We start from the raw sequence: 12,429 nt of genomic DNA, 5'->3' as shown, positions 1-12,429 counted from the left end.
TATTGCACATTAACCTTATTAGGTCACACCAACTTCTCTGGTCCCTTTTTCGTGCAATTTACTGGTCCCTTTTATTTTAGCAATTGACAGTTATCGAACCTGACACAATCTATTTTTAAAAGCGTATCAGCATCATTTATAATATCTACAACTTTTAACCATTCTTGATCTGTAATATTAGGGCAAATGATAGCAAGATCAATATCGGAACGCTCCGTTGTTATCGCCTCTAGCACGAGAACCAAAAAGCCATATTTCTTCGATAAATGGTAAAGATTTTAGCTTTTTGATAAATATGTAGGATTGTATATCTTTATTCATTTAATTTCCAGCTTTTATATTAAAGGTTTAATAATCTTAGCTACTCTTCCTGCTTCATCTAAAGGTGGATAGCTATACTCTTCTAATTTCGTTACAGACTCATCAAACATTTTTGCTATTTTCAGCTCAACTAGTTTTTTTACAAAAATTTTGTGCTTTGGAGAGTTAAAATTTGATGGACAGAATATGTAAAGAGGTTTGCCGCTTGAAGCTGCTTCGCTGCACATAGAAATCGAATCAGCTGTAGAGATTATATATTTTGCCCTAGAGAGCATAGCGATATATGGGTTAAACCTTGTATCAGTAGTTGGGTCATAAATAATTGTCGAAGCCGGTATGTTATTTTTAATAATTGATTTTACTGTGTCAGGTGTGCGTCTGCTAAAACTAATGAAAAAAGGAGTTTTTTGATTATCATATATTCTTTTTAATAATGAAGAAAAATGAATAGCTTCTTTTTCAATAAAATTAAATTTCTTATTATTCCCACCGATTATTACGGCAATAAATTCTTTAAGTTCAGGATAATATTTTTGTAGTTCTAAGTTCGCGGCCGCGAACTTTTGAGTTATATTATTGATAGCTCCGTTTATTGGGATGATGTTGCTGTGTTCATTGTCCTCTCCACCGCCTATGTCATTCCCGCGAAAGCGGGAATCCAGTAATTTTAAAGAATTAAATACTTTAAACTTTTTAAATAGCTTTTTTTTTTGCTGGATTCCCGCTTTCGCGGGAATGACATAAGAGTCTTTGCAGAATGACAAGTCAAGATCATGATAAGGCAAGATAACAGCTTCGAAATATTTATAAGGCAAGGACGGTTGCATTATTTGAATCAGTTTAATTTCTTTTTTTAACTTCTTTTTTAAATAAAATGCTAAAGCTGCTGTTCTTCTTCCAGCAGTAATAATTATATCAGGTAGAGGCTTATCTAAAATATCCCGTAATATCTCTTTTTTTATATGTACAGGATAATATTTAAGTAAAAAATTTGGCAGTTTAGCCACGCAATTATATTCAAGTCTAATGACTGTATATTCTTCGGATAATTTTTCAGCAAGTGCAATTGCTTGGTGGTTATTTCCTGTTCTACTATCTGTAAACACCCATATCATAAATATTCCTTTAAAGATAATGTTAGTAAGTCAGTAAGTGGCAGTGATTTATCGCATGCATTAGCTATTTTTGGTATAACTGGAATTTGAGCTATTAATGGTATATTATATTTTTGTGATAAATGACTTCCACTATTACCATCAAATAAATCGCTCATATTCTCAATTATTCCAATTATCGGTAAATTTAATTTTTGATATAAATCTATAGAGCGTACAACATCTATCTCTGACATTTTTTGCGGAGTAGTGACGATTACCACGCCGTCTAAATGATAATTCTCAAGCATACTTAAATGAATATCCCCTGTTCCTGGCGGCATATCAATAATTAAATAATCAAGGTTATCCCATTTCGTCACTGATAACAATTGATAAATAGTTTTACTAGCCATAGGACCACGCCAAATAATTGCGGAATAATCTTTAACGAAGAAGCCTATTGATATCACCTCGATATTTTTTGCTCTTACCGGTATTATTCGTCCATTGACTGTTTGCGGTACTTCATTAATACCAAATATATGGGGAATTGAAGGTCCGTAAATATCAGCATCAACTATGCCAACTCGGTAATTCTCTAAACTTAATTGCTGAGCAATAAGAGCCGAAATAGTAGATTTGCCGACTCCTCCTTTACCTGAAGCGACTAAGATAATCTTTTTAACATTCTCTATAAAATGTTTGGGTTTTTGAGGTTTTTTTTCTACTGTTTTACTCTCAGTAAAAACAATAGTTATTTTACCTATGCCAACTATTTCATTAAGCTTTTTAATTGCTTCATTTTTTATTTCTTCTGCTTCTAATTTGTCAATGCCTGATATATCTATTGAAAAACCAACATTATTATGTTTAATTATAATATTTGATATAACTTGTTTTAAAAAAGTACCGTCTTTAAAAGCAATATTATGCAGTTTATCGATAATTTGGTTTTGGTGTAAATCAGCCATAATTAAATTTCCTTTTTAAGTCTGCTATAAGTTCGCAACTTGACGTTAAATACTATAATATATATAATCACTAAATATTCAAATTTCAAAATTAATATAAAAAGCAAATGCTTAGTAAAAAATATATCCCAATTTTCAAAAAATCTCCGTGGAAAGATTTTGATAATGATAAAGATGATAACATATTCACAAGACCAAGAAAAAATCAATTTAATTTTGATAAATTTCAGTTTCAATTTAATTTCAGTACAAAAACAATAATTTTAGTTGCTCTAGCATCTTTTGTTTTGTGGCTTGCTTCAGGTATTTATGAAGTAAAAGAAGGTGAAGAAGCGGCTGTAACAAGATTTGGACGTTTTGTTCGTAAAGGTTACGCTGGTCTTAATTATCGTTTACCTGCCCCGTTTGAAAAAGAAATAGTCGAGAAAGTTAAACAATCAAGACGAATTGAGATTGGATATCGTACAAACAATTCTGTGCGTAGTGGTGGTGATACCAAAAATATTGCCGGTGAAAGTATTATGTTAACTGGTGATGAGAATATTGTTGCTTTAAATTGTGACGTAATGTGGCATATTAGTAATCTTGAGGATTTTATGTTTAACGTACAAAAGCCTGAAGAAACAGTTAAGTCAACAGTAGAAAGTGCCGTTAGAGAAGTGATAGGGAACACACCCATTTCTTGGGTCTTATCTGATCAAAAGCAGGAAATTACTCATAAAATAGAAACATTAGCACAAAAAATTCTAGATAGTTATAACGTTGGAGTAATGATTGAAAAGGTGCAATTATTAAAAGCTGAGCCACCTGCTGAGGTTATAGATGCTTATAGAGATGTGCAAACTTCAAAAGCAGATAAAGAAAAAGAAATAAATCAAGCTCAGGCCTATAATAATAAAGTATTACCGGAAGCTAGAGGTGCAGCAGCTAGAATTATAGAAGAAGCAGAAGCCTATAGAGAGGAAATAATATCAAAAGCTGAGGGAGATAGCCAAAGATTTAGTGCAATTTATAAGCAATATGCTGCAAATAAGCAAGTAACTAGAGACAGGCTATATTTAGAAGTAGTTGAAGAAGTATTAAGTGGCTCAAGTAAGACTATTATTAATAATGCGTTGCTGCCACACATGGCTATTAAGCCTTAATGTCATCCCCGCGTAGGCGGGATCCAGCATAAAGCGAGATATATCGAGCTTTTTATTTTAAACATTTACTGTATTCATGTTTATTTTTCTGGATTCCCGCCTCCGCGGGAATGACATAAAAAACAGTTCTCGATTTATGCAACAACATCGGTCAAGCCGCAGTGTGACATACAAAAAATAATAAAAAATGTTAAATTAAATGCAAAAGATTTACTATATAATTTTTACGGCTATTTTTGGGCTGATATTAATTTCTAGCTCACTATTTTCAGTTGATCAACGTCAATCTGCTGTAGTATTCCAATTTGGTGAAGCAGTAAGAACCATAGAAAAACCTGGACTGCATATTAAAGTTCCGTTAATTCAAAACGTTGAATTTTTTGATAAGCGTCTTTTAGATGTTGAAGTTGAAGCAAAAGAGTTAACGGCTGCTGATGGTAAAAGAGTTATCGTTGATGCTTACGCTAAATTTCAAATTAATAATCCTGTAATGTTTTATAAAACTGTCCATGATTATCAAGGAGTCAAAATTAGGCTGACTCGTAACCTTGAATCTTCGATGCGGAAAGTAATAGGTAAGATTTCGCTAAGTAGTTTATTATCGCAAGAGCGTAGTAATGTAATGCTTAATATTTTAAATCAAGTAGATGGTGAAGCTAAAAGTTTCGGTATTGATGTAGTTGATGTTAGAATTTTAAGAGCTGACTTACCAAAGGAAAATAGTGCGGCTATTTATCGTCGTATGCAAACTGCTCGTGAAAAAGAAGCAACACAAATTAGGGCTGAGGGGCAAGAAGAAAGTGTTCGAATTTGCTCAAAAGCAGATAAAGAAAGTAAGATAATACTTGCTAAAGCTTACAAAGATGCTCAAATTATCAAAGGTGATGGTGATGAGAAAGCGGCTAAAATTTATAATTCTGCTTATTCTGCCGATCCGGAATTTTACAAATTTTATAAGTCGCTTTTAGTATATAAAAATTCTTTAAAGAAAGAAGATACTAATTTTATCATTTCACCCGATGCTGAAGTTTTAAAATATCTTAATTTAGCTAAGTAGTATATGAATCTGAAAATATTTTTTGTTATAATAATTTTAATATTTAATAACAATGTTTTAGCGAAACAAAATAATAAATCTTCAAAAGCAATAGATTTGGAAGAGGAAAGTGAATTTACTGAAATAAATTCCATACCTCTAAAAGTAAATAATGCATCACGTTATAGTTTTGCTGATATAGTTGAGCCTTTAATCCCTGCTGTTGTTAATATTTCTACTATAGAATATGTTAATAGTAAGTCAGAAGCTGCAGAAAAAGATCCTTTACAAGAAAAAAAACCTTTAGATTTCATTAATGATTTTCTAGAACGTCTTAACATACCTCTTAACCTTGAAGAAGTTGACCCTACTCCAAAAGCGATGCCGCTCGGTTCTGGCTTTATTATTGAGCCTAATGGTTTGATAGTTACAAATTATCATGTAATTGCTAACGTTAGTAAAATTAATGTAAAATTAGCCGATAACACTGAATTACCAGCTAAATTAATAGGTAGTGATACTAAAACTGATTTAGCTCTTTTAAAAATAGATGTTGAAGAACCGCTGCCTTTCGTCGAATTTGGTGACTCAAATGATGCAAGAGTAGGGGACTGGGTTATTGCAATCGGTAATCCTTTCGGTAATCTTGGTGGTACTGTTACTGCCGGTATTATTTCTTCAAAAGGACGAGATATTGATATTGACACTAACAATATAGTCGATAATTTTATCCAAACAGATGCAGCAATTAATAACGGCAATTCTGGTGGTCCTATGTTTAATCTGGACCAAAAAGTAATTGGTGTAAATACGGCAATTTTCTCACCGCTTGGCACTAATATAGGTATTGGTTTTGCTATCCCTTCAAATACTGCAAAGCCTATAATTGAGCGTCTTAAAAAAGATGGTAAAATAAATAGAGGTCGTCTTGGTGTAACAATACAAGATTTGACCGAAGAAATATCAGAAGGATTAGGGCTAAAAGACACTAATGGTGTGTTAGTTGCTAAAATACAAAAAGATGATCCAGGTGATAAAGCAGGCATTAAAACAGGCGATATAATATTAGAGTTTGCAGGGCAGACAGTTAAAAATACTAAAAGATTACGTGTAATTGTTGCTGATATTCCTGTTGATCAAGAAGTGAAAGTAAAAGTATTAAGAGACGGAGAAACAATAGAACTACCAATAAAAATGACATCAGATAATGAGGAAGTTAAACAAGAAGCTGCGGAAGAAAATATAGAAAAAGTTACTAAGAAAGAAGATAATGGCACGTCTATTACAAAGAGTAATATTACTTTTAGTAATTTGACTGAAGAATTAAAACAAAAATTTGCTATATCTGCTGATAAAAGTAGGATTAGTTATTACAAATGTTGAAGAAGAAGATAGTAGCTTTAGAGTTGGTGATTTAGTAAGTAATGTTAATCAAGAAAGCATAAGCGATATAAATAAACTAGAAGAATTATACGAAAATGCTAAAAAATCAGAAAAGCAAAATATTTTGCTTTTGATTGAGAGAGGTGATAGTAGTATGTTCGTGCCATTATCTGTAATGTGATTAAGCGTTATCTTATGCATTAGGTTACAGTGTCATCCCGTGGTCAAGCCACGGGATGACATAAACCATATAAAATAAAAACAACCAATACCATAATTTATGAGTGAAAAAATTGCAATTTTAAGTGCATATAGTTTTGTAAATATAGAAGAGCCGGAAAACTTAATACCGAAACTATTATTTGTCGGTAAAAGAAAATATGTTAAAGGTACTATCTTATTATCGAAAGAGGGCTTTAATGGTTCTTTTTCAGGTTCATATGAAAGTGTAAATCTTGTACTTGAAGAATTAAAAAAACTAACTAATGCGAAAGACGTGAATGTTAAAATAAATTACTGCGAAATACATCCTTTTCAAAAGTTAAAAGTCAGGCTTAAAAAAGAAATCGTTGCGATGAATGTTGACAATTTAAATGTTAATCTGTTTAAAGGCGAGTATATAGAGACAAAAGATTGGGATGAATTTATTATACAAAAAGATGTTATAGTAATAGATACACGTAACGACTATGAAGTAGAAGTTGGTACATTTAAATCGGCAATCAATCCGTATACTGAAACATTTAAACAATTTCCGGCTTGGGCTGAGCAAAATACTGAATTACTTAAAGGTAAGAAAATTGCGATGTTCTGTACTGGTGGTATACGTTGTGAGAAATCTACTAGCTTACTGAAAAGTATGGGACATGAAGAGGTATATCACTTAAAAGGTGGTATATTGCAATATCTAGAAGATACGCAAAATAAGAATAATTTATGGCAAGGTGAGTGCTTTGTTTTTGATGATAGAAGAGCGGTGGCGGATGATCTAGCACCTGCTCAAGGGTACTGGCTCGAGAGAAAGTAATGTCATCCCGTAGCTGCATGGATCAGTTTTTTCGTCATTGCGAGAAGCAAAGAGACGAAGCAATCTCATCAAATAATACTAATACTCCTGAGATTGCCACGCTCATTTCATTCGCTCGCAATGACGATCAAGTGACATAGAGTTATGCAGTGCTATACAAATTAATAATGTATTATTTTATGACTAAAACCAAACAAGAAATTTATAATAAGCGTCCGACTTCGCCGCATTTAACTATATATAAGCCACAAATAAGCTCTACCTTGTCGATTTTGCATCGTATGACAGGGGTAGCTTTATTTTTTGCAGTTTCAATTTTGGCATGGTGGTTTATTCTTAGTAAATTTAATAGTAATTATATACAGCTAGCTAATTGTTGTTGCATTATAAAAATATGTTTGATCCTAACTAGCTTTGCTTGGTTCTATCATTTATGCAACGGCATCAGGCATTTATTTTGGGATATTGGTTATGGCTTTTCCATAAAAGCAGTTAATTTAACAGGTTGGAGCGTGGTTGTTTGGTCTATCTTATTAACTGTATTGTTGTGGGTGTGAAATGTACAATGCTATTTCAACGTAGGTATTGCGTAGATCGATATTTCCCCTGTCATCCCGCGACTTGATCGCGGGATCCAAAAAATAATTGGTTATTTAATAAAATGAAAGAATATTATGTTTATATACTTTCGAATAAATGCAATGGTACTTTATATATAGGTGTTACTTCTAATATTATAAAACGTATTTGGTAGCACAAAAATAAAATAATAAAAGGTTTTACTACAAAATACGATATAGATAAGTTAGTTTATTTTGAGCAATTTAATGATGTTAATATTGCAATTGGTTGTGAAAAACGTCTAAAAGAGTATAAGAGAAAATGGAAGCTAGATTTAATTAACTCTAGTAATCCAAGTTAGCATGATTTATATGAAGATTTTTTAAAATAAATCATATCGTATTAGTAGCAAGGTTTTTTGGATACCGCGATCAAGTCGCGGTATGACAACGTTTAACAAAAAAAATGCGTTTAGAGAAAATTAATGACATATGATTTTAGAGCAGAGATTGTAAAAGCAAAAAATACTGGTTCTGCTAAAAGTGGTTCACATCATTGGTTGTTACAAAGAATTACCGCTATTATATTAGTGTTGTGTTCTGTATGGTTACTATATTTTACGCTAGCCAATAAAAACAGTGATGTAAATATTATTATTTGGGAACTGAAAAGACCTATTAATTTAATACCTTTATTAATCGCAGTAATTACTTCTTTATATCATGCCATGCTTGGAATGCAGGTAGTAATAGAGGACTATATAAGCTGCAACAAGTTACGTAATACATTAATTATAGCAGTGAAGCTATTTAGTATTTTAACTATCGTAGCTTTTATAGTAGCTGTGTTTTATAAAGGATAAATATGAGTCCTATGTCATTCCCGCAAAAGCGGGAATCCAGCATAAAGCGAGATAAATCGAGCTTTTAGCCTTAAAAATTTACTGTGTTTATGCTTTTTTCTGGATTCCCGCCTCCGCGGGAATGACATTGAGTTTGCTTAAAAATTTAAAAATAGAAAATTAACTTAATGACCAAATCGTATAATATAATTCATCATAAATTTGACGTAATAGTCGTAGGAGCAGGCGGTGCAGGTTTACGTGCTGCGTTCGGTATGGCTAAAGAGGGTCTTAATACGGCTTGTATATCAAAGCTTTTTCCTACTCGTAGCCATACTGTTGCAGCACAAGGCGGTATTAGTGCAGCTCTTGGGAATATGGGGACAGATGATTGGCGTTGGCATATGTATGATACAGTTAAAGGTTCTGATTGGTTAGGCGATCAGGATGCAATCGAATATATGTGCAAGAATGCTCCGGATGCGATTTTAGAGCTTGAGCATTACGGCGTACCTTTTTCAAGAACCGAAGAGGGAAAAATTTATCAGCGTCCTTTTGGTGGTATGACTACCGAGTATGGCAAAGGCAAGGCAGCACAACGTACATGTGCGGCAGCAGATCGTACTGGGCACGCTATACTTCACACTTTATATCAACAATCATTAAAGCATAAAGTACAGTTTTTTATCGAATATTTCGCTATTGATTTATTGATGGAAGATGGTGAATGTAGAGGGGTAGTTGCATGGAATTTAGATGATGGTAGTCTGCATTGTTTCAGAGCTCATAATGTAGTGCTTGCAACGGGCGGATATGGGCGTGCTTATTTTTCAGCAACTTCGGCTCATACTTGCACGGGTGACGGGGGTGGTATGGCAATTAGAGCAGGCTTGCCGCTGCAAGATATGGAGTTTGTCCAGTTCCATCCAACCGGAATATATTCAGCTGGTTGCCTTATAACAGAGGGAGCAAGAGGTGAGGGGGGTTATCTTGTTAACGCTAATGGTGAGCGTTTCATGGAACGTTATGCACCGGCTGCAAAGGATTTAGCATCACGGGATGTGGTTTCAAGAGCGATGACTATCGAGATTCGTGAGGGGCGAGGGGTTGGAGAGCATAAGGATCATGTATTCTTACATTTAAATCATTTATCACCTGAAATTTTACATAGTCGTTTGCCTGGTATTTCTGAAACAGCTAAAATTTTTGCTGGTGTTGATGTAACCAAAGAGCCGGTCCCGGTACTTCCGACAGTGCATTATAATATGGGAGGAATCCCTACTAATTATCATGGTCAGGTAATAATTAAAGACGGTGAAAATTATAATAAGATAGTGAATGGACTTATGGCAATTGGTGAAGCTGCTTGTGTATCGGTTCATGGGGCTAATAGGTTAGGCTCAAATTCTTTGCTTGATTTAGTGGTATTCGGTAGAAGTGCGGCACTAAAAGCAGCTGAGCTTATTAAGCCAGCAAGCCCGCATAAACCTGTATCAGAGGAAGTATTTGAAAAAATTATTAGTAGATTCGATAAAATTCGTCATAGTAGCGGTAATATTTCGGTTGCAGATTTAAGGCTTAAAATGCAAAGAACTATGCAAAGTCATGCTTCAGTGTTTAGAACTCAAGAAGTGCTAGATGAGGGGGCAGAAATGATTAGCGAGATAAGAAGCGGTTATAAAGATATAAAAGTTAATGATAAATCTTTAATTTGGAACAGTGATTTAGTCGAAGCTTTAGAGCTAGATAATTTACTTGATCAGGCTTTAGTAACTGTATATTCAGCAGCTGCCAGAAAAGAAAGCAGAGGAGCACACGCAAGAGAGGATTATCCTGATCGTAACGATAAAGATTGGATGCAGCACACTCTTAGCGGGGTTGATGAAGCCGGTAAGGTAGTGCTTGATTACAAACCTGTTACTTTAACTACTTTGAGTGATGAAGTGAAAGCAATTCCACCAGCGAAAAGGGTTTATTAAAAAATTGTCATTGCGAGGAAAAGCTGTAAGTTTTGACGAAGCAATCTCATGAAGTACTATGTCATTCCCGCGTAAGCGGGAATCCAGCATAAAGCGAGATAAATCGAGCTTTTAGTCTTAAAAACTTACTATATCTAAACTTTGTATTACTAGATCTAGTTCCCAAGCCACGAGATGACAGAATACAGCTAAAAAATTATATCACTAAAAACATGTTTGAATATTTAATAAAATTTTCTCCAAAAATTCTTTTTATTGTAGAAGGAACTTTGGTTACTTTAAAATATAGTGTTATTGCTGTTATATTTGGCTTAGTTATAGGTGTATTGCTAGCACTTTGTAAAGTAAATAAAAATCGTGCGTTAAGACTTTTTGCAGATTTTTATACTTCTATTTTTAGAGGCACACCTTTATTAATCCAATTAAGTATTATATATTTTGCATCGCCTTATTTAATAGGTATTAAATTTACTGTATTTATGGCAGGTGCTATTTCTTTTTCTCTTAATTCAGGTGCATATGTTTCAGAAGTAATTAGAGCAGGAATTAATGCAGTTGATAAAGGGCAGTTTGAAGCGGCAGAAGCTCTTGCTATTCCCAAATTTTTGATTATGAAAGATATAATTTTGCCACAAGCAATTAAAAATATTTTTCCATCGTTAACCAACGAGCTTATCAATTTAATTAAGGAGTCAGCCATTATTTCAATGTTTGGAGAAATGGACTTAATGAAAAGAGCACAAATTGTATCGCTTGAGACGTATAATTATTTTTTCCCAATGATTGTTGCCGCTTGTTGTTACTATATTTTAGTGATGCTAATAAGTTTTATAGCAAGAATAATAGAGAAAAAACTAATTGTTAGTTAAAACATACTTGCTTTTATGGAAAAAGTAATTATAATTTAAATTTAGTGTAATTTAATTTAACAGTGTAAATATATTATTTGCATTTGTAAAATCATTTAAAATTCAAAGGGCAAAAGTAGTTTTTGCCCTTTAATCATCGTATGTACCATAGAGACTTCAAAAGTTGGAAGTCAAATTTCGGGATTCGTCTTTGCTCACGTACTTCTGTACGCCTAGCCGCCTCACCGCTTATTTGACTTCCAACTTTTGAAGTCTCTATGGTACTTGTAAGTTTTTTTGGAGTGTTTTTTTAATGCCAACATATAATCAATTAGTACGTTTTGGAAGAAAATCAAAAGTTCGTAAAACTAAATCTCCTGCGTTAGAGGCTAATCCTTTTAAAAGTGGAGTTTGTTTAGTAGTGAAAACTGTTACTCCTAAAAAGCCTAACTCAGCTCTTCGTAAAGTAGCAACTGTGCGTTTAAGTAATAAAAGAACAGTGAATGTTTATATTCCTGGTGAGAAGCATAGTGTGAAAGAGCACGATAGAGTATTAGTAAGAGGTGGGCAGGTTCCTGATCTTCCAGGGGTAAAATATCACGTGGTACTCGGTGCTTATGATATTGCTGGAGTTAAAGGGCGTAAACAAGGTCGTTCACGTTATGGTGCTCCTCGTAAACAAGTTGTAGCTACAAAAAAATAATTATTAGTTAGAGAGAAAAAGTCAAATGTCACGTCGTCATGCCGCAGAAAAGCGAGTAATTTTACCTGATATGAAGTATAACAGTGTTTTACTTTCTAGGTTTATCAATAATATTATGAAAGAGGGAAAAAAAGCTCTCGCAGAAAAAATAGTTTATTCTGCTTTCGATAAAATTGAAAAGAAACATAAAGCTGATCCATATCAGACTTTCAATAATGCTATGAATAATGTAAAGCCATATTTGGAAGTAACTTCTGTAAGAGTAGGAGGAGCTAATTATCAAGTTCCAACTCCAGTTGATGAAAGAAGAGGCTATGCTCTTGCATCTCGTTGGATTATTACAGCGGCAACAAAACGTTCTGAAAAAATGATGATTGATAAACTCGCTGAAGAATTATTTGAAGCTTCAAATAATAGAGGTGTTGCTATTAAGAAAAAAGAAGACACTCATAAAATGGCTGAAGCTAATAAAGCTTTCTCACACTTTAGCCCTAAAAAAACAAAGCAGGGTAACTAA

At 33.5% G+C, this 12,429-nt stretch carries 11 protein-coding genes and 3 pseudogenes; 11 read left to right on the top strand and 3 right to left on the bottom strand.

What is annotated here, in order from left to right:
* Positions 1–335 precede the first annotated feature (335 nt).
* On the bottom strand, positions 336–1,436 hold the full coding sequence (locus AAGD55_RS10890) for a mitochondrial fission ELM1 family protein (RefSeq protein WP_341791479.1): 1,101 nt from the start codon (positions 1,434–1,436) through the stop codon (positions 336–338).
* Entirely contained in the window at positions 1,433–2,389 is a 957-nt protein-coding gene (locus tag AAGD55_RS10885; RefSeq protein ID WP_341791478.1) for an Mrp/NBP35 family ATP-binding protein, read from the bottom strand. Before AAGD55_RS10885 ends, AAGD55_RS10890 begins: the two co-directional genes overlap by 4 nt.
* Positions 2,390–2,496: 107 nt before the next feature.
* On the opposite strand from AAGD55_RS10885, the gene hflK reads away from it, so the two are divergent.
* The 9 genes and pseudogenes from hflK (at position 2,497) to AAGD55_RS10840 (ending at position 11,230) form a co-directional block, all read left to right on the top strand.
* Positions 2,497–3,534, top strand: coding sequence for an FtsH protease activity modulator HflK (gene hflK, locus AAGD55_RS10880; RefSeq protein WP_341791477.1), 1,038 nt, complete (start codon positions 2,497–2,499; stop codon positions 3,532–3,534).
* 199 nt (positions 3,535–3,733) lie between these two features.
* A complete protein-coding gene (locus tag AAGD55_RS10875; RefSeq protein ID WP_341791476.1) occupies positions 3,734–4,591 on the top strand; it encodes a protease modulator HflC in 858 nt (285 codons plus the stop codon).
* Positions 4,592–4,594: 3 nt separating this feature from the next.
* Positions 4,595–6,134: pseudogene (locus AAGD55_RS10870) on the top strand (Do family serine endopeptidase).
* Positions 6,135–6,233: 99 nt separating this feature from the next.
* Positions 6,234–6,980: a rhodanese-like domain-containing protein gene (locus AAGD55_RS10865; RefSeq protein ID WP_341791475.1), complete on the top strand. Its 747-nt coding sequence runs from the start codon at positions 6,234–6,236 to the stop codon at positions 6,978–6,980.
* Between the two features lie 179 nt (positions 6,981–7,159).
* A complete protein-coding gene (sdhC, locus tag AAGD55_RS10860; RefSeq protein ID WP_341791474.1) occupies positions 7,160–7,537 on the top strand; it encodes a succinate dehydrogenase, cytochrome b556 subunit in 378 nt (125 codons plus the stop codon).
* Positions 7,538–7,641: 104 nt separating this feature from the next.
* Positions 7,642–7,902 (top strand): annotated as a pseudogene (locus AAGD55_RS10855) (GIY-YIG nuclease family protein).
* A gap of 123 nt (positions 7,903–8,025) precedes the next feature.
* Positions 8,026–8,403 (top strand): succinate dehydrogenase, hydrophobic membrane anchor protein, encoded by a 378-nt coding sequence (sdhD, locus tag AAGD55_RS10850; protein WP_341791473.1) that lies wholly within the window; start codon positions 8,026–8,028, stop codon positions 8,401–8,403.
* A gap of 167 nt (positions 8,404–8,570) precedes the next feature.
* Positions 8,571–10,361 carry a succinate dehydrogenase flavoprotein subunit gene (sdhA, locus tag AAGD55_RS10845; RefSeq protein WP_341791472.1) on the top strand — a complete coding sequence of 597 codons (1,791 nt, stop codon included), beginning with the start codon at positions 8,571–8,573 and terminating at the stop codon, positions 10,359–10,361.
* Positions 10,362–10,573: 212 nt separating this feature from the next.
* Entirely contained in the window at positions 10,574–11,230 is a 657-nt protein-coding gene (locus AAGD55_RS10840) for an amino acid ABC transporter permease (RefSeq protein ID WP_341791471.1), read from the top strand.
* Positions 11,231–11,399: 169 nt separating this feature from the next.
* On the opposite strand, the pseudogene AAGD55_RS10835 reads toward AAGD55_RS10840, so the two are convergent.
* Positions 11,400–11,492 (bottom strand): annotated as a pseudogene (locus AAGD55_RS10835) (palindromic element RPE5 domain-containing protein); the annotation flags it as partial.
* A 30-nt stretch (positions 11,493–11,522) separates the two neighbouring features.
* On the opposite strand from AAGD55_RS10835, the gene rpsL reads away from it, so the two are divergent.
* Positions 11,523–11,912: a 30S ribosomal protein S12 gene (gene rpsL, locus AAGD55_RS10830; RefSeq protein WP_341788384.1), complete on the top strand. Its 390-nt coding sequence runs from the start codon at positions 11,523–11,525 to the stop codon at positions 11,910–11,912.
* A gap of 25 nt (positions 11,913–11,937) precedes the next feature.
* Entirely contained in the window at positions 11,938–12,429 is a 492-nt protein-coding gene (rpsG, locus tag AAGD55_RS10825; RefSeq protein ID WP_341788383.1) for a 30S ribosomal protein S7, read from the top strand.

Source organism: Rickettsia endosymbiont of Gonocerus acuteangulatus (assembly GCF_964026435.1).
Lineage (GTDB): Bacteria > Pseudomonadota > Alphaproteobacteria > Rickettsiales > Rickettsiaceae > Rickettsia.
Note: the sequence above shows the minus strand (reverse complement) of the source record. Positions and strands in the feature narration are given on the sequence as shown.